The organism is uncultured Veillonella sp. (assembly GCF_963551295.1).
Taxonomy (GTDB): Bacteria; Bacillota; Negativicutes; order Veillonellales; family Veillonellaceae; genus Veillonella.
This window is the reverse complement of sequence record NZ_CAUVFT010000005.1, coordinates 54,637-73,629: the sequence shown is the minus strand read 5'-3', so window position 1 is coordinate 73,629 and position 18,993 is coordinate 54,637. Positions and strand designations below refer to the sequence as shown.

At 39.2% G+C, this 18,993-nt stretch carries 18 protein-coding genes; all 18 read left to right on the top strand.

Going from position 1 to position 18,993, the window contains the following annotated elements:
• Window positions 1-9 precede the first annotated feature (9 nt).
• The 18 genes from RYO55_RS02330 (at window position 10) to hisS (ending at window position 18,993) form a co-directional block, all read left to right on the top strand.
• A complete protein-coding gene (locus tag RYO55_RS02330) occupies window positions 10-1,437 on the top strand; it encodes an Rne/Rng family ribonuclease (RefSeq protein WP_314983998.1) in 1,428 nt (475 codons plus the stop codon).
• 27 nt (window positions 1,438-1,464) lie between these two features.
• On the top strand, window positions 1,465-2,040 hold the full coding sequence (locus RYO55_RS02325; protein WP_308521487.1) for a manganese efflux pump MntP family protein: 576 nt from the start codon (window positions 1,465-1,467) through the stop codon (window positions 2,038-2,040).
• Window positions 2,041-2,245: 205 nt separating this feature from the next.
• The gene (rplU, locus tag RYO55_RS02320) at window positions 2,246-2,557 is read left to right on the top strand and encodes a 50S ribosomal protein L21 (RefSeq protein WP_004696434.1); all 312 of its coding nucleotides are present in this window, start codon (window positions 2,246-2,248) and stop codon (window positions 2,555-2,557) included.
• Window positions 2,558-2,559: 2 nt separating this feature from the next.
• On the top strand, window positions 2,560-2,874 hold the full coding sequence (locus RYO55_RS02315; RefSeq protein WP_308521486.1) for a ribosomal-processing cysteine protease Prp: 315 nt from the start codon (window positions 2,560-2,562) through the stop codon (window positions 2,872-2,874).
• A gap of 12 nt (window positions 2,875-2,886) precedes the next feature.
• Complete coding sequence (rpmA, locus tag RYO55_RS02310; RefSeq protein ID WP_004696430.1) at window positions 2,887-3,171, top strand: 50S ribosomal protein L27; 285 nt, start codon at window positions 2,887-2,889, stop codon at window positions 3,169-3,171.
• A 154-nt stretch (window positions 3,172-3,325) separates the two neighbouring features.
• Window positions 3,326-3,982: an ATP-binding cassette domain-containing protein gene (locus RYO55_RS02305; RefSeq protein WP_308521485.1), complete on the top strand. Its 657-nt coding sequence runs from the start codon at window positions 3,326-3,328 to the stop codon at window positions 3,980-3,982.
• Window positions 3,979-4,743 (top strand): ABC transporter permease, encoded by a 765-nt coding sequence (locus tag RYO55_RS02300; protein ID WP_302498188.1) that lies wholly within the window; start codon window positions 3,979-3,981, stop codon window positions 4,741-4,743. The genes RYO55_RS02305 and RYO55_RS02300 overlap by 4 nt, the downstream gene beginning before the upstream one ends.
• Window positions 4,744-5,039: 296 nt before the next feature.
• Window positions 5,040-6,062, top strand: coding sequence for an iron ABC transporter permease (locus tag RYO55_RS02295; protein ID WP_314983995.1), 1,023 nt, complete (start codon window positions 5,040-5,042; stop codon window positions 6,060-6,062).
• Window position 6,063: 1 nt separating this feature from the next.
• A complete protein-coding gene (locus RYO55_RS02290; RefSeq protein WP_314983993.1) occupies window positions 6,064-7,062 on the top strand; it encodes an iron ABC transporter permease in 999 nt (332 codons plus the stop codon).
• Between the two features lie 14 nt (window positions 7,063-7,076).
• Entirely contained in the window at window positions 7,077-7,886 is an 810-nt protein-coding gene (locus tag RYO55_RS02285) for an ABC transporter ATP-binding protein (RefSeq protein ID WP_314983992.1), read from the top strand.
• Between the two features lies 1 nt (window position 7,887).
• On the top strand, window positions 7,888-8,976 hold the full coding sequence (locus RYO55_RS02280) for an ABC transporter substrate-binding protein (protein WP_314983991.1): 1,089 nt from the start codon (window positions 7,888-7,890) through the stop codon (window positions 8,974-8,976).
• 313 nt (window positions 8,977-9,289) lie between these two features.
• On the top strand, window positions 9,290-10,708 hold the full coding sequence (gene hydG / locus RYO55_RS02275; RefSeq protein WP_287531224.1) for a [FeFe] hydrogenase H-cluster radical SAM maturase HydG: 1,419 nt from the start codon (window positions 9,290-9,292) through the stop codon (window positions 10,706-10,708).
• Window positions 10,709-10,902: 194 nt separating this feature from the next.
• On the top strand, window positions 10,903-12,885 hold the full coding sequence (gene recJ / locus RYO55_RS02270) for a single-stranded-DNA-specific exonuclease RecJ (protein WP_314983990.1): 1,983 nt from the start codon (window positions 10,903-10,905) through the stop codon (window positions 12,883-12,885).
• Window positions 12,886-12,896: 11 nt separating this feature from the next.
• Window positions 12,897-15,137, top strand: a complete 2,241-nt coding sequence (locus tag RYO55_RS02265; protein ID WP_314983989.1) for a bifunctional (p)ppGpp synthetase/guanosine-3',5'-bis(diphosphate) 3'-pyrophosphohydrolase — start codon at window positions 12,897-12,899, stop codon at window positions 15,135-15,137.
• Complete coding sequence (locus tag RYO55_RS02260) at window positions 15,137-15,772, top strand: MBL fold metallo-hydrolase (RefSeq protein ID WP_295814544.1); 636 nt, start codon at window positions 15,137-15,139, stop codon at window positions 15,770-15,772. Before RYO55_RS02265 ends, RYO55_RS02260 begins: the two co-directional genes overlap by 1 nt.
• 41 nt (window positions 15,773-15,813) lie before the next feature.
• Window positions 15,814-16,302 (top strand): Fur family transcriptional regulator, encoded by a 489-nt coding sequence (locus RYO55_RS02255; RefSeq protein ID WP_008601380.1) that lies wholly within the window; start codon window positions 15,814-15,816, stop codon window positions 16,300-16,302.
• Window positions 16,295-17,722, top strand: coding sequence for a coproporphyrinogen dehydrogenase HemZ (gene hemZ / locus RYO55_RS02250; RefSeq protein ID WP_302498292.1), 1,428 nt, complete (start codon window positions 16,295-16,297; stop codon window positions 17,720-17,722). Before RYO55_RS02255 ends, hemZ begins: the two co-directional genes overlap by 8 nt.
• Window positions 17,722-18,993 carry a histidine--tRNA ligase gene (gene hisS, locus RYO55_RS02245; RefSeq protein WP_287529376.1) on the top strand — a complete coding sequence of 424 codons (1,272 nt, stop codon included), beginning with the start codon at window positions 17,722-17,724 and terminating at the stop codon, window positions 18,991-18,993. The genes hemZ and hisS overlap by 1 nt, the downstream gene beginning before the upstream one ends.

Sequence of the window (18,993 nt, the reverse complement as noted above, 5' to 3'; positions counted from 1 at the left end):
AGGGATAGGATGCATAAAATTTTGGTCAATGTTATGCGCGAAGAAATTCGTATGGCTGTTATCGACGAAGAAGGCCAGCTAGTGGACTTTGTCTTGGAGCGTACCGATGAGTCTCATATGGCAAATCATATGTACAAAGGCACAGTAAAGAACGTATTAAATGGTATGCAAGCGGCCTTTGTTGATATTGGGGGCTCTCAAAATGCGTATTTGAACCTTCAACAAGGGAAGGAACAGAAAATTTTGCCACGCTTATCTGTAGGGCAACAAATTCTCGTTCAAGTAGTGAAAGAAGAAATGCTCGGTAAAGGTGCCCGCGTGACTGCAGACGTCAGTTTGGCTGGTCGTTTTATGGTACTATTACCATATTCTGAAGGCATGCATATTTCCAAGAAAATTACAGATGAAACCATGCGCAGTAAACTACAAGAATTGGCAGCCTCTTATGTACAAGAAGGTTGCGGTTTTATTATTCGTACTGCGGCAGCTAAGGCTAGTGCTGATGAAATAGGTCGTGATATGGACTACTTGTGGTGGACCTGGCAACATGTGTTGAAGCGCTTTAAGGTGGCGAAGAGCGGTACTGATTTATATAGTGACGCGGATTTTTGGTTCCGCCTTGTTCGGGACTATGCGCATCGCAATGTAGAGGAAATCATCGTTGATTCCGATATGGGTGAAGGTCGATTGATGGATCTCTTAGGTCATGGACCTACGTCTCAACAAATTAAAGTAACACGTCATCGCGATAGTACACCTATATTTAAGGCAAACCACATTGAACCGCAATTAGAAGATCTTATCTCTCGCGATATTAATCTTCCTTCTGGAGGTTCAATCCGTATCGATCATACTGAAGCTCTTACCGTGTTTGATGTAAACTCTGCTCACTATACTGGTAAGTCTAATAAGCTGGAAGATTTAGCTTTCACAGTCAATAAAGAGGCGGCAAAAGAAATCTGTCGTCAATTGCGTTTGCGCGATATTGGCGGTATCATTGTGGTCGATTTCATCGATATGAAAGATAAAGAGCATCAACAAGAATTGTTAAAATTGTTGGGGGTACAAGCTAAGTTAGATAAAATGAAAACTGTTGTATGCGGCATTAGTTCGCTTGGCCTCGTAGAGATGACCCGAAAGCGAGCTCGCCAAGGCTTGCAAACCTTGATGTTTGATACATGCCCTCAATGCGGTGGTACGGGCTATATGTTGTCAGGCCGCACCGTGTATATGCAGATTGTGCGTCGTATCCGCGAGTTATTTAAGTCGGGACGTATTAAAACGAATCTAGAAATCGAAGTTCATCCGGAGGTAGCTCAATATTTAACAAAGGCTGTTCTCGTGGATTTGGGTGAGTCTATAGGGCGCAAGATTTCTATTGTAGTAAATCCACAAATTAGCCGTGAAGGATATTCCTTGATGGCTGTCACTGAATAATATGTAGTTTGTTTATAGAGGAGTACCGTGTCTGTATTTGAAATTATATTAATTAGTATAGGCCTAGCGATGGATGCCTTTGGTGTATCTATCGGTAAGGGGCTAACAATGCCCGTAGGCGAGAATGGCCGTAAGGTAACCTTGGCATTTCTTTTTGGTTTGTTCCAGTTTCTTATGCCTCTTATTGGTTGGCTCATCGGTCGTCAATTTATCGATGTGATTGCTGATTGGGACCACTGGATTATCTTCGGACTTCTTGGTTATTTAGGTATCGCTATGATCAGAGAGGGACTTAGCGATGATGATGAAGATGACGATGATAAGCAATTCTTGGGTGTCTGGGAAATGATGATGCTCTCCGTAGCGACTAGCCTTGATGCGATGGCTGTAGGGTTGACCTTTGCATTCTTGCCTATCAATGTATGGGAAGCATCTACGATGATTGGTGTTATTACCTTTGGTATATCTTTAGTGGGTGTTTACTTAGGTAAATTTATGGGCCGATTTGTTGGAAAATATGCAGATATAGTAGGTGGCGGTGTATTGATTCTCATCGGTACAAAGATACTTTTACAACATCTTGGGATTATTGGGGAATTTTAAGGTATATATATATATATGAAAGTGTCAGAAACTGAGCGGATTCTGTTGATTTTTGTTTGACATGACTGTGTAAATAGTATATACTATATCAGTATTAGTTCGGTTTACTGAACTTTGCAATCCGCGTGAAACAGGTTTAAACGCCCGACCGAAGTTCGGGTCGGGATACCGAATTCAGCGAGTTCGATAACAAGGAGGTGTTCTCATGTACGCAATTATTAAAACTGGTGGTAAACAATATCGCGTTGCTGAAGGCGATGTAATTACTATCGAAAAATTGGAAGCAGCTGCTGACGAGTCCGTTACATTCGAAGAAGTTTTGACTGTAGTGAATGACGGCGACGTTAAAGTTGGCGCTCCTCTTGTAAACGGTGCAAAAGTTACAGGTACAGTTCTTGAGCATGGTAAAGGTAAAAAAATCTTAGTATTCAAATACAAAGCTAAATCCAACTACCGTCGTCGTCAAGGCCATCGTCAACCGTTCACAAAAGTTCGTATTGAATCTATCCAAGCTTAATTATGGTTTCCATTGGAATCCAGCGGAATAGTGATGGTCAAGTAGTTGGTTGTCATATGTCCGGTCATGCAGGATATGATGAACATGGCTTCGATATCGTATGTGCCGCAGTGTCCGCCTTATCGGCATCGGCAATGTTAGGACTCACCCAAATTGCTCGACAAGAAGGGGAGTATACGAATAGCGAAGGTCAATGTGATATAGTTCTCTCTGGTACGATTAATCAGAGTGGACAGGATATTCTGGGGACTATGCTTCTCGGTTTGGAGGAAATTAGCCGTCAATATCCAGAGTTTGTCCAAATTCACGAAATATAGGAGGTGAACTTAATGTTTACTTTTGATTTGCAATTGTTCGCACATAAAAAAGGTGTGTCCAGTACTCGTAACGGTCGTGACAGTGAATCTAAACGTCTTGGTGTTAAATGCCATGATGGTTCCATCGTAAAGAGCGGTAATATCATCGTTCGTCAACGTGGGACTCACTTCCACCCTGGTACTAACGTAGGTATCGGTAAAGATGACACTTTATTCGCACTTGTGCCTGGTAAAGTAGCATTTGAACGTGCTGGTCGTTATAACCGTAAAGTTAGCGTATACCCTGTAGAAGCTTAATTTTACAAGACTATTAATCCCTAGTGGCTTTCACTAGGGATTTTTTGTTGCTTGTTTTTGTTTATTATGGTGTTCGTTGTATTGGTATAATATAATATAGTTTAAAGTGATTATCAAATATGTTCTAGAATTTTTCAATTTAATCGGAGGCATTATGGCACTATTAGAGTTATCTAATATATTCTATGTCGTAAAAGACAAGTTTATTATCCGTGATGTATCTCTATCTATAAATGAAGGAGATTATCTCACTATTGTAGGACCTTCTGGTAGTGGTAAAAGTACACTTTTAAAATTGTGCAGTGATTTGATTAGCCCTACTTCGGGGATTATTACTTATAATGGACGTGATTTATCTACTATAGATCCTGAAAGCTATCGAAAAGAGGTTGGCTATTGCTTTCAAAGACCTTATTTGTTTGCGAAAACGGTACGTCGTAATATTTTGTTCCCTTATGATATTCGCGGTATGAAGCCCGATATGAAGCATATTGAATCTCTATTCAATTTACTTCATATGCCTATGGAGTATTTAGAGCGCCGTAATGACGAATTATCTGGTGGAGAGATGCAACGTATTTGCCTCATCCGCAGTCTTATTTTTAAACCTAAAGTATTACTTTTGGATGAGGTAACCTCTGCATTAGACTCTGTTAACACTACTATTGTAGAACAAGTAATTGATGAGCTTCATAAACATGGGATGACCATCATATCGATTACACATAGTGAGGAGCAAAGCTTACGCATGGCTAATCGTCGCATTACAATTGTGGATGGATCGTTAGCTAAAGAGGAGGTATTGCGATGAGTCAATTTCAAACTATATCTGCTACTTCATTGTGCCTTGCATCTGTACTAGTTATTATCAGTATGTTCATGTCCTATCGGCAGGAGTTGAAGTTAGAGAAAGATATTTTTATAAGTGCTTTGAGGGCTACAATACAGTTATTTGTCATAGGTCTTATTTTAGCTTATATTTTTAGTACCGAAAGTCCTATATTTATAATCGGTTTATTAGGCTTTATGGCTATCAATGCAGCCTATAATTCTTCTAAGCGGGGAAAGGGAATTCCTTATGCTCTATGGATTTCTTGGTTTGCTATAACCGTAGGTGCAAGTATTACTTTAACGATTCTGCTTTTAACGGGCGTGCTTAATTTTACTGCTTATCAAGTGATTCCTGTTGGTGGTATGGTCATTAGTGGTGCTATGGTAGCGATTGGGCTTTGTTATCGCCAAATGCTATCAAATTTTGAATTGCGTCAACAAGAGGTAGAGATTAAACTAGCGCTAGGAAGTACACCTAAGCAAGCGTCAAAAGCCATCGTGCGAGATGTTATCAAGACTGGATTGCAGCCAACTGTAGATAGTGCTAAGACCTTAGGGATTGTGGCTTTACCAGGGATGATGACCGGCCTTATTTTAGCGGGGATGCCCCCACTTGAAGCTGTAAAATATCAAATGATTGTGACATTTATGAGTTTATCTACCATATCGATTGCTTGTTTTATTACTTGTCAATTAGCGTATAGAACATTTTTTAATAATAGAAATCAATTAAATAGGTAAGCTTAGTACCTTAGATATATTTTTATAGTACATCAAATTAGAATATTTAATCAAAACTTAGAGTAGTAACCTTAAGGTTACTACTCTTTTTTATATAGTAAGAAATGTTTTTGTTTGTTTATAGGTATACAAATTGTTAGATATAATTTTGTATAGTTATAAATGTTTACTTATATTGTTTTTAATATTGTATTATTTCTATAAATGATATTGAGATTTATTATTGAAAAAGATAGAAGAATGTTGATATAATATATCAGTAAATTCTATAGTATTTTGTTTTGCAAGGAGTTTTTATGAGCAATTATGATGTAGAAACAAGGGGAGGGCGTACAGCTAAAACTACGCTACTAGGTATATTAGCCTTAGCTATTTTAATTGCCACATCTCTTGGTTCACTCTTCATTGGGATACGCTATATCAGCCTAGATGATATTATTCTATCCTTTACCAACTATGATCCTAATAGTATAGGACAAATGATTGTTCAAACATTGCGCTTACCACGTATGATAGCAGGTATCGTTGTAGGTATTAGCTTTGCCGTATCAGGTGCATTGATGCAAGGTGTTACCAATAATCCTATGGCAAGTCCTTCTATTTTGGGAATTAACGCAGGTGCTAGTTTTGGTCTAGCTGTTGGAATGATTGTATTTCCTTATTTAACCTTAAATGGAAGCATTTTATTTTCCTTTGCTGGGGCTGCGTTGGCAACACTATTCATTTTAGCTCTTGCTAAACGAGTAGGTGGTAGAGCTACACCAGTATATCTTGCCTTAGCCGGTACAGCTATTAGTGCAGTATTTGTAGCTGTTACACATATGCTTGTTGTGTACTTCCAAGTAGCACAAGAGTTAAGTTTCTGGACTGCCGGCGGTATAAGTGGTATTCGCATGGAACAAGTTGTACTCGTATTGCCTTGGACTATTATTGGTATTCTTATTGCTATGTATGTTTCTAAATCTGTTACACTCTTAAGCTTTGGCGAAGAGGTGGCGATTGGTTTAGGTAGTAATTTAAATCGCGTCCGTGTGTTATCTGGTTTGACAGTACTTATTCTTAGCGGTTCTGCTGTTGCTCTAGCCGGTCCTATCGGTTTTGTAGGTCTCGTTATTCCACATATAACACGTAAACTCGTGGGCATCGATTATCGTCTTGTAATTCCATTCTCTGCACTCTTTGGTGCAGTTCTTGTTATGATTGCAGACGTTGTAGCTCGTATCGTAAATCCTCCATTTGAAACACCATTAGGTGCCATTACTGCGCTCGTAGGTGTTCCATTCTTTATTTATTTAGCAAATCGTAAGGGAGGGAAATAAGATGAAAAAACGTTTTTTTGCCTACTCTTTCGTTATGACATTTATGTTATTAGTTGCTATGTATGGACATCTTCATACAGGATTTAGTGATATGTCTACATCTGATCTTTTTCGAATTCTCTTTGGTGGTGGTAATGACGTGGAAAACCTTACGGTTTTTGATTTCCGTTTAGTTCGCACTATTTTGGCTGTATTTATTGGTATGGGCCTTGCTATGTCTGGTGCCATTTTCCAAACTATATCTCGTAATGAATTGGCTAGCCCAAGCTTGTTAGGCGTGAATGCTGGTGCTGGCTTAGGTGTAGTTCTTTTAGTATATTTTGCAGGTTCTACAACAGCGTGGGGAATTTGGACATTACCAACTGTTGCGGTAGCTGGTGCTGTTGTGGCAGCGCTTTTAATTTATCTCTTATCTTGTCGAGGTCGCGATGTTATTTCGCCATATCGTTTAATCTTAACAGGTATTTCTATGAGTGCAGGGTTCCATGCATTGCAAGTCTTACTCGTAACACGTCTGGATCCTAATAAATTTTATTTAGTCAATACTTGGACTATTGGTACTATTTCTGGTAATACCTGGGAACATGTATGGGTGCTTGCACCAGTAGTCATTATATTATCTCTTATTCTTTATGCTCGCTATATGGAGCTAAATCTATTAAGTTTAGCCGATGAAACGGCTATTGGACTTGGGGTACATATAAATCGTTCTAGATTCGTATACCTAATTATTGCAGTTCTTTTGTCTGGGTTCTGTGTAGCTATCGGTGGTAGTATTGGTTTTGTAGGGCTTATTTCCCCTCACATTGCACGTCGTTTAGTTGGTGCCGACCATGCATATTTCTTGCCGTTAACAGGATTAATTGGAGCTATTTTAGTGGTCACTGCCGATTGGATTGGCCGAGCTATTATTGCGCCTGACGAAATCCTTTTAGGGATTATTGTAGCCTTGATTGGGGCACCATACTTCTTGTATATTTTAGCGAAAACAAAAGTATAAAAAGGGAGATATAAATGAAATTAGAAGTTAAAAACCTAACTACTGGTTATGGTGATACAAAAATTATAGAAAACTTGAACCTTACAATTCCAGAAGGTAAAGTGACAGCATTGATTGGTGCTAATGGTTGTGGTAAATCTACGTTGTTAAAAACAATTTGTCGCATTATTCGTCCCATGGATGGTGATGTATTATTAGATGGTAAGTCTATTGGTGATTATGGTAGTCGTGAACTAGCGAAGAAGGTTGCCATTTTACCTCAAAATCCTACAGCACCTGGTGAAATCACTGTTCGCGAACTTGTTATGTATGGACGTGCACCGCATCAAGGCAGTTTATTTGCCCGTACTACAAAAGAAGATAAAGAAATTGTAGAGTGGGCTTTGAAAGAAACCGAATTGCTTCAATTTGCTGATCGTGGTATTACAAATATGTCTGGTGGACAACGACAACGCGCATGGATTGCTATGGCCATCGCCCAAAATACAGATATTTTATTCCTCGATGAGCCTACGAGCTTCCTTGATGTATCTCATCAGATGGATGTATTACATTTGGTAGAACATTTGAATAAAACCTATAACAAAACAATTATTATGGTTATTCATGAACTCAATGAAGCAGCTCGCTTCGCCGATTATTTAGTTGCCATGAAGGATGGAAAAATTCAGTACGAAGGCACGCCACATGATATTTTCCATAATGAAATGCTCAAAGATGTGTTCGGTGTAGATTCCACGATTATGAATGATCCTAAGACGGAACGTCCGTTCTGTATTCCTTATTCTATAAAGAATTATGGCCATACGGCACGTGAGGTGTAGTATGAAGCGTTTGTTACTGTCAGGTCTCTTAGGGGCTTGTGTGCTTATGGGGATTGCTGGATGTGCTCCTCAAGAAAATGGTATGACCCATGAGGCCATCTATGCTAGTCTTGATGATAAAATAAAAACAGCTCTTGAAAGATCAAATGATCCAAAAGAAATTGATAAAGAGTTTAAGAAACGATTAACAAGTATTCAAAAAGCAGCAGATAAAATCGTTACTGTTGAAGGAGATAAGATTATTGTTACTCATAAGCTAGGCAAAACGGTTATGCCTAAGGAACATAAACGTATTGTAGTTATTCGAACAGAAGATCCTATGATTGCGTTGGATGAACCTTTTATAGGGGCAAACTTTAATGAAAAAAGCTATCTTTTTAATGAGTTAAGTGAGCGTAATGCTCAAAATTTTAGTATTAATGATGAAACAAAGACTATCAATTATGAGCAGATTCAGGCTTTAAAACCTGATTTGATTATTATGCGTGATTCTTATGGTAAAGCGGCATATAATGCGCTTTCTAAAATTGCTCCAACTATCTCTGTCAATGTAAATAAGGAAGAAGTTGCATTATTAACAATTGCTAAAGCACTTGGTGTTCCTGAAAAAGGTGAAGCTCGTTTGAAAGAATACTATACTCAGGCGAAGAAAACACGCATAGCTTTAGCCGAACATATGCAAGGGGAAACGGTAGCTTTTCTACGAATTTTAAATAAAGAAATTCGTTTATATCCATATATGAAAAGTGATATGAACGTCTTTATGGCTGAATTGCTTAATGTTAAACCACCTGATATGGTATTAGAAACTGAACTTAACCCTACAAATAATGCTATTTCTTTAGAACGTTTACCAGATCTTGATGCGGGGTATTTAATAGTATCCTCCGGTTATGGTGCTTCTAGTGCGAATAATCAAGGTGTGGCGGATCAACGATTAGCAAATCTAAAAAAAGATGAATTGTGGAAAATGTTACCAGCTGTAAAAAATAATCATGTATTGCAAGTAGATAGTACATTGTGGATGGCTCATGGGATCATAGCTAAAGAACGGGCTATGAAAGATCTCTATGATGCGTGGGGAAAATAATTCTGACTATAGGTTATACTTTTAGTAACGAGTTGTAAGGGTAAAATATATTTATACATAAAATATAGGGACATACATTTTAGTCATATTCGATATAGATAATCGATATAGATTAGAATTCCCCATGAAATAAAGGTTGCTTCCTCGTAGGAGGAGGCAACCTTTTGTTGTGTATCAAAATCCTGTGTTTTTTAGTAGGAATAGTGGTATACTTAGTACAGTATCAGTGAAATACCAGAAGACTGGTTGTCATATACTTTCATAAACCTAAAGAGGGGTGGCATTGCCACTAGAAAGATTTGAGGTAAGTACTATGTATGATGTAAAATCTCCAAAGGCGGAGGAATTTATTTCCCATCAGGAAATCCTTGATACTCTTGCCTATGCAGAGGAAAACAAGGAAAATCGGGAGTTGTTAGATGCTATTTTAGCGAAAGCTGCTACATTTAAGGGATTAAACCACCGAGAAGCAGCAGTTCTCTTAGAATGTCCGTTACCTGAATATAAGGAGAAGCTTTTTGCTTTAGCAAAGGAAATCAAGAAGGCTATCTACGGCGATCGTATTGTTCTATTTGCACCGTTATATTTGTCTAACTATTGTATCAATGGATGTGTGTATTGTCCGTATCACTCCAAAAACCGCGATATTAAACGTAAAAAATTAACGCAAGACCAAATCAGAGAAGAGGTTATTGCGTTAGAAGCGATGGGCCATAAGCGTATCGTAATTGAGTCTGGTGAAGATCCTCTTAATAATCCACTTGAATATATTTTGGAATCCATCAAGACGATTTACGGTATCAAAAATAAAAATGGTGAAATCCGCCGTGTAAACGTAAATATTGCGGCTTGTTCCGTTGAGGACTACAAAAAATTACATGAAGCTGGTATTGGCACATATACATTATTCCAAGAAACATATAACAAAGAAAATTATGAAGCCTTACATCCTACAGGCCCTAAGAGCGACTACGCCTACCATACAGAGGCGATGGACCGCGCTATGCAAGGTGGTATTGATGATGTAGGTATCGGTGTTCTTTATGGCTTAGAACATTACAAATACGATTTCGTTGGATTGTTGATGCACGCTGAACATTTAGAGGCTGTGTATGGGGTAGGTCCACATACTATTTCTGTACCTCGTATTTGTCCAGCTGATGATATCGATGTAGATGATTTCAGTAATGCTGTGCCTGATGATGTATTTGAAAAAATTGTTGCTCTTATCCGCGTATCCACACCGTATACAGGTATGATTATGTCCACTCGTGAAAGTCAGTCCATGCGTGAACGTGGCTTGGCATTAGGTATCTCCCAAATTAGTGGTGGATCTCGTACTAGCGTAGGTGGTTACAAAGAAGAAGAAAAGCCAGAAGATAATACGGCACAATTTGATCGTAGTGATACGCGTACATTAGATGAAATCGTTAACTGGTTGCTAGATCTTGGGTATGTTCCAAGCTTTTGTACTGCTTGTTATCGTGCAGGTAGAACTGGAGATCGCTTTATGGCTCTTGCAAAATCCGGTCAAATTCACAACTGTTGTCAACCAAATGCGTTGATGACATTGAACGAATATATTATGGATTACGGTGATGAAAAGACTAAGGCTCATGGCTCTAAGGTCATTGAACAACAGTTAGAAAATATCAAAAATGATTTAGTTAAAGATAAAGCTAAAGCTTATATTGCACAGATGAAAGACGGCGAACGGGACTTCCGGTTCTAAGGAATTCACTGATATGGAGCCTCCTATTGATAATGGGAGGCTCTTTCTTGTTGAGAAAATAGCAAAGCTTAAATGAGAATAAAATATATAAAATGGTTTATTTTATTTGCGTTTTAAGGTATAATAAATAAAAATGATAATGATAATACGTTGAATTCAAGAATAATATTGATTATAAACTACTGAAGGATATGATGATTAAGAAAAAACGTTGGCGCCTTTGTAAAGGTGATCAAGAGAAAGAGAATATCTTAATCCGTGAACTTGGTGTAAACCCTATTGTGGCTAAATTAATGGTGAATCGTCACATTGATGTAGACGAAGGTCGTCAGTTTTTACAAGGTACTTTGTCAGATTTGTTAGATCCATTTACATTAAAAGATATGGATGTGGCTGTTTCACTAGTTCTGGAAACAATTGAAAGTCACAAACCAATCGTCATTTATGGTGATTATGATGTGGATGGTATTACTGCAACATCAGTACTCTATCGGTTTTTAAAAAAATTAGGCGCTGATGTTACCTATTACATACCAGAACGTCAAAGTGAAGGGTATGGTCTCAATTTAGAGGCTTTAGAGCACCTTATTGAACGGGGAACTGCTTTAGTCATTACAGTAGACTGCGGCATTAGTTCTTACGATATTGTAGAGACTGTACGGGACCGCATTAATATGATTATTACGGATCACCATACGGCTCCTGATATGATTCCACGAGCAAAGGCGGTTATAAATCATAAGCAAAAGGACTGTCCATATAAGGATAAAAACTTATCTGGCGTAGGCGTTGCTTTCAAATTATGCCAAGCCTTGTGGCTTACAAAGCACGGAGAATGGTACTTAGATGATTTAGATATCGTTGCACTTGGCACTGTGGCCGATGTAGTACCTTTGGTCGGTGAGAACCGCATCATCGTGAAATCAGGCCTTGAGAAGATGAATAGGGAACCTAATTTAGGGATTAAAAAGCTTATTGATGTAGCGGGACTCCATGAACGAACCATCACCTCTGGACATATTGGTTATACTTTAGCACCTCGCCTTAATGCAGCTGGTCGCGTAACGCATGCAACGCGTGCTGTTGAACTACTCGTTACCGATGATGCAGATATAGCAGAGGCAATTGCAGAGGAATTAAACGAAACAAATCGTGAACGACAAGAGCTAGAACGAAATATTCACGAGTTGGCTCGTATAGATGTAGCTAATCAAGGACATAAAGCTGATTATGTAACCATTGTGGCCGGCGAAGAGTGGCATCCCGGTGTCATTGGTATTGTTGCCTCTCGTCTAGTAGAGGAGTTTTACAAACCAACCTTAGTTATCAGCATTCATGATGGCGTTGGTAAAGGCTCGTGCCGTAGTATAGATGGCTTTAACATATATGATGCATTAAAATCTTGCGAGGATATCTTGCTACAGTTTGGCGGACACTCTGCGGCGGCAGGCTTTAGCATCGATGCAAATCGCATTGATGAGTTACGAGACCGTTTAACTAAGTATTGTAAAGAAGTTGTTACTGCTGAGGAATATATTCCCGTTGTGGCCATTGATGCGGAACTACCTGTTGATGATATCGATGTCGATATCATTGACCGCATATCAGACCTTGAGCCTTATGGGATGGCCAATAGCACGCCAGTCTTTGCTATTATGGAAGCTACTGTGCAAGATATTATGCTCATGGGCCAATTAAAAAATCACTGTAAGGTAATTTTTGAAACTTCGAATGGCACATTAGATGCTATCGCTTGGAATCGTCCAGACTTATTTAAATCTATCTTCGTGGGAACTGTGGTAAAAGTGGCATTTTCTTTGCAAAAGAATGAATGGCAAGGCATGGTTTCTCCTCAGCTCATGATTCAAGCTATTGAACCGTTGACTGAAGAGCCTATTACGCTTTCTACAGAAGGGCTTAGACAAATGTATGTCATAATAAAACAGTCCATGCGAGGTCGTAGTCAATCAGTTTATAATGTGGAACAAGATATATTGCGCCGCAAGCCGGCAGATCAGAATAATCGCAGTGCCCTTACATCTATCGATGTATTTAAAGAATTGGGCATTGTTGAAGAATATACAAGTGATGATGGTCAATTAATGCTTAGATGGAACGCCATTGAAGGAAAATTAGATCTTGTCACATCCGTAACATTCCTTACTTATAGTGTATAGGAGGTGACATCATGACAACTGTAAATGAAGAAGGCAAAGCTTTGGTGGAACAAACTACTTTTGATAAAAGTAAAGCCTTAGCTGAGTTTATGGAGTATATCCATACGTATTTAACAGATGATGAGTGTGACCAAGTATTAAAAGCTTTTGAGCTTGCTGATAAGGCTCACGAAGGTCAGTTTAGAGCTTCCGGTGAACCATATATTATGCATCCGCTGGCTGTAGCTGATATTTTGGCGCACTTGCAAATCGACCATATTACTCTCATGGCAGCTCTTATGCATGATGTGGTCGAAGATACATCTTACTCGAAGGAAGACCTAGAGGAGATGTTTGGCTCTGAAGTAGCATTCCTTGTTGATGGGGTAACAAAATTAAATCAATTCCAGTATGAAACAAAAGAAGATCGCCAAATGGAAAACTATCGAAAGATGATTTTAGCCATGGCGAAGGACGTACGTGTCGTAGTTATTAAATTGGGTGACCGCTTACATAATATGCGTACCTTAAAGCATATGCGTAGTGATAAGCAAAAGCGTATTGCTAAGGAAACCCTAGAAATCTTTGCACCTTTGGCACATCGTCTCGGTATCTTCAATGTGAAATGGGAGTTGGAAGATTTATCCTTCCGTTATTTAGAGCCGGAAAAATACTATGATCTAGTTGATCAAATGAAACAAAAACGCCAAGTCCGTGAAGACATTGTTAATGATACGATGAGTCAACTTACAAAGGCTTTAAGCGAAGCTCATATCAAGGCGGATATCAAAGGTCGTCCAAAACACTTCTACAGTATTTATAAGAAGATGAAAAAGGATAATCGTGATTTATCCCAAATTTATGATTTGCTTGCCGTTCGTGTAATTGTTGATAGTATTCCTGATTGTTATGCAGTACTTGGCATTGCACATAGCTTGTGGAAGCCATTGCCCTATCGCTTCAAAGATTATATTTCCATGCCGAAGTCTAATATGTATCAATCCTTGCATACCACCGTTATCGGTACGATGGGGCAACCTGTAGAGATTCAAATTCGTACCTGGGAAATGCACCGCGTATCTGAATATGGTGTGGCTGCTCACTGGCGATATAAAGAAGGAAATAAAAACGGCGATAAAGAATTCGATCAAAAGGTTGCATGGCTGCGCCAGGTTCTTGAATGGCAAGATACGAGTAATCCAACGGAACTCGTTAATGCTCTGAAATTAGACGTTTTCTCTGGCGAGGTATTTGTATTTACGCCAAAGGGCGACGTTGTTAAGTTGCCAATAGGCTCTGTACCGCTCGACTTTGCCTATCGCGTTCATACCGATGTAGGTCATCATTGTGTAGGCGCTAAGGTAAACGGCAAAATTGTACCGCTGGATTATACCTTGCAAAATGGTGATATTGTTGATATTATCACATCCAAAACAGGTCGTCCTAGCCTCGACTGGTTGAATATCGTAGGTTCTTCTGAAAGTAAGAGCAAGATTCGCAACTGGTTTAAGCGCGAAAATAAAGCTGAAAATATTGAAAAAGGTTTAGACTCTCTTGAAAAAGAAGCGAAACGATTAAATCATAATTGGAAAGAATTATGTGCAGACAACCGTTTACAACATGTAACGAAACAACTTAAAGCCGGTACAGAAGAGGAAATGTTTGCAGCCTGTGGCTATGGCGGCATTCCTGTGAGCACCGTTCTGTTGCGTTTAATTGAACTTTATAAAAAGTCTAAAGAGGTAGAGGAATCTAAGCGCAGCACAGAGCAAATTATCGAGAAATTAAAATCTCAAGGACAAAAGAAAACTAAAAATGGCACTGGTGTTCTCGTAAAAGGTGAAGCTGGTGTGATGGTGCGTATGGCAAAATGCTGTAATCCTGTACCTGGTGATGATATTATAGGTTACATAACCCGTGGTCGTGGCGTTTCTATTCATCGCTGTGATTGTACTAGCATGGGCCATTCTCCTGAAGACTTAGAGCGGATGATAGAAGTCTCTTGGGACGGTTCCTCTGGCGAATCTTTCCACGTAGGCATTGATATTCAAGCTTATGATCGAGCTGGTATTCTCATGGAAGTTATGGCGGTGCTTTCAGAATTGAAAATCACCATTACTAACATCAATGCTAAGGTTCAAGAAGATACAAAAAATGTAAGCATCAATTTGGTGGTTGATATCCGCGATATTTCGCAACTAGATTTCGTAATGACTAAATTGCGTCGTATTCGCGAAGTTTATACTGTTCAACGTAGTAAAGGAGGGGCTTAATGAGCGAACAACAATTAGTACTTATGCGCATGCCTTTAGGTCCATTAGGAACAAATTGCTATGTTATCGGTGATAAAGCGATAGGTGAAGCTTTCATTATCGATCCTGCAACAGCTGAAGTACTAGATGCGCTAAAAAAATATGACTTAAAACCGAAGGCGGTTGTACTCACGCATGGTCACGGCGACCATATCGGTGGGGTACAAGAGATTGTAGATGCATATCAAGTTCCTGTATATATTCATAAGGGGGATGTGTCATATTTAGCGGATCCAGAGTTAAATCTCAGCGCTTATAGCAACCCTACACCGATTAAGGTGAAGGCAGATATCATCGAGGTTAAACAAGGTGACCATATTACATGTGGGGCTATCGATTTGGAAGTACTTGAAACGCCAGGTCATACGCCAGGTGGTGTGTGTTATTACATGGAAGGTCTTGTGTTTGTAGGGGATACTTTATTCAGAGATTCCGTAGGCCGTACAGATTTTCCAAATGGCTCTTATGAGACTCTGATATCATCTATTAAGACTCAGCTTTATACATTGCCTGATAATACAATGGTTTATCCTGGTCATGGACCGGAAACAAATATAGGGTATGAAAAACAATACAACCCATTCGTTGGTCAGTAGATTTAAACGAATTATTTTTTACAGTCGAGGGAAAATTTATCATGAACACAACATTAGAAAAATTAAAAGAACGCATTAAAGACAAAAAGTACAAATTGACAACTCAACGTCAAACAATCTTGCAAGCATTTATCGATGCTGAAGAAAATCATTTGAGTGCTGAAGATGTATATGTTCTTGTAAAAGAGGTGGCACCTGATATCGGGTTGGCAACAATTTACAGAACTCTTGATCTCTTCACAGAACTTGATTTGTTAAAACGTCTTGATTTTGGTGATGGCCGTAATCGTTATGAATTAAATGACGAAGAGTTCGCTCATTTCCATCATCATTTGATTTGCGTAAAATGTGGTAAAGTATCCGAGTTTGAAGATGACATGCTTGAAACATTGGAGTCTATCATCGCTAAGAAATTAAACTTCCGCACCATTGATCATCAATTGAAAGTATATGGTTACTGTAGTGATTGCCAAAATCATATGACTGAAGCAGAATTAGAAAAGCTTGAGCGTATGTCCCATCATGGTTAATGGATATCTATATACGGGTCCATTACCACTTGGCTCCGTAGTAGCTCATAACTGTGGCGCGGCAGGACTCTTTTCTGATAAGGTACATCCAGAGGTTATCCTTGAAGCGCATGAAGTGGAAGGAATATATACATTAACTGTTACTATTGGTGATACAATTAAGATTTTTGAAGGAACTGTTTCCTCTATGGGGCGTCGTCAAATTGGACAAGCCTTGTTGCGCTATTTGCGTGAATATCAAGGCTTACCTGCTGAGGCTCCATGGGGAACCATGGTAGGTGTGCGCCCTACAAAGCTACTACATAAATATATAGATACATATGGCTCTGTCCACGCAGCAACTCGTCACATTAGGGACGAGTTTTCTGTGTCTATGGAAAAGCTTGCTACTTTGGGGGCCATTGGCGAATATCAACGTCCGTTTCTATCTGATACAGACGATAAAAAGGTAAGTCTCTATTGTGGTATTCCTTTCTGCGATACGCGTTGCGTATATTGCTCGTTTCCATATGGTCTTTATCAGGATTATGCTGGTAAAAGTCAATTTCTAAGTGCTTTAAACCGTGATATAGAAGATATGAAATCTATCGTTGCTTCCTATGGCCTAACAGTCGATACTCTCTATATGGGCGGTGGTACTCCGACAGTGCTAGAGGATGAAGACTTTCACCAGGTCCTAAAACAGTTATCTCTACTCGTATCTGAAGGACATGAATTCACTGTAGAGGCCGGGCGGCCAGATTCTGTTAATCCTACTAAGCTACGCTCCATGCTTGAGCTAGGAGTGAATCGCATTAGCATTAACCCGCAAACGATGCAAGATAATATTTTGCGTCGCATTGGACGCGGTCATAGCGTACGGGATGTTGATGAACTTTTACAATATGTAAAAAACAATACATCATTAGCCGTAAATATGGATTTTATCGCAGGCTTGCCTAACCAAACGATGTCAAACATGATAGAGAATATGGATTATGTATGTCAAAATCTGCCGGAAAATGTTACAATTCATACGTTAGCATTAAAACGTGGTAGCCCGTTGTACGATTTACATATGGAAGATGATATTCCTGAAGAAAATCTCGTTGCAGAAATGGTACAATATGGTAAAGCGCGTCTTGAAGCGGCTGGTTATGTGCCATATTATTTATATCGCCAACAATATATGAGAGGGCAGTTAGAGAATATCGGCTATACCTTGCCTGACAAAGCATGCGAATACAATATTCAGATCATGGAGGAACGTCAAAGTATTCTATCCATGGGGCCCGGTAGCTCGTCTAAGTGGATGCGAGCCCCTGAATATCGTCAGCTTAAACAGCATATGCCGAAAGACGTAGATGTTTATCACGTAACGATAGATGCACTTTTAGAGAAACGACATAAAATTTGTGAAAGATTTTGGGAGGTTGTGTAATGGCTATAAGAAAACCAAGAGGTACACAAGACTTTTTGCCAGAACAGATGATAAATTGGCACTATATTGAACAACGTATGCGCGAAATTTGTAAAGTATACGGCTTCAATGAAATTCGCACACCTGCCTTTGAAGAAACTAAATTATTTTTGCGAGGTATCGGTGAAACTACAGATGTAGTACAAAAAGAGATGTACACCTTTACCACCGGTGATGACGGTGGTTCTAGCTTTACCTTGCGCCCTGAAAATACGGCGTCTGCTGTGCGCGCATATTTAGAAAATAAAGTATATGGTAAAGAAGGCCTTACAAAGTGGTATTACATGGGCCCTATGTTCCGTCATGATAAACCGCAAGCAGGCCGTTACCGTCAATTCCACCAATTTGGTGCAGAGGTACTAGGTTCTCAATCTCCAGTGGTAGATAGCGAAGTTATCTGCATGGTTGTACAACTGTTAAAAGACTTTGGTCTTAAAGACCTCAATGTAGAGGTGAACTCCGTAGGTTGTCCAACATGCCGACCTGTATACCGTGAAAAATTAATCGCTTTCTTTGAACCTAAAAAGGAACAATTATGTAGCGACTGCCAAGAGCGTTTATACAAAAATCCATTGCGTATCTTGGACTGCAAAAATGAAACATGCAAATCCTTATCTGTAGGTGCTCCTGAAATTCACGAGCATTTATGTGAAGAGTGTCATGATCACTTCGAAGAATTGAAAACATATTTATCTGCTGCTAATGTGCAATATACATTGAACCCTCGTCTCGTACGTGGTCTTGATTACTACACTAAAACAGCCTTTGAGGTACAATATACTCCTTTAGGTGCTCAAAGTGCCGTAGCCGGTGGTGGTCGTTACGATGGTCTCGTAGAAGAGCTCGATGGACCGCATACCCCAGCTATCGGTTTTGCTATGGGCATGGAGCGCTTATTATTAGCTCTTGAAAAACAAAATTTATTGCCTGAACCAACTGTAGAACCATCTGCATTCGTAGTAGCTCTTGGTGATGCGGCTAAGGTAGAGGCTTTCAAAATTTGCCAAAAACTTCGCAGTCTTGATATTCCTGTTGAGATGGACGGGCAGGGCAAAAGTATGAAGGCACAATTAAAATACGCTAACAAAATTAATGCGAAATATGTTATTATATTGGGTGATGATGAATTGGTTCGTAAAGAAGCCATAATTCGATTCATGGATACTAGTGAACAAGAGACTGTATCTCTTGATACAGTGGCTGAACGTATAACTTCTTTGGTGAAAGGATGA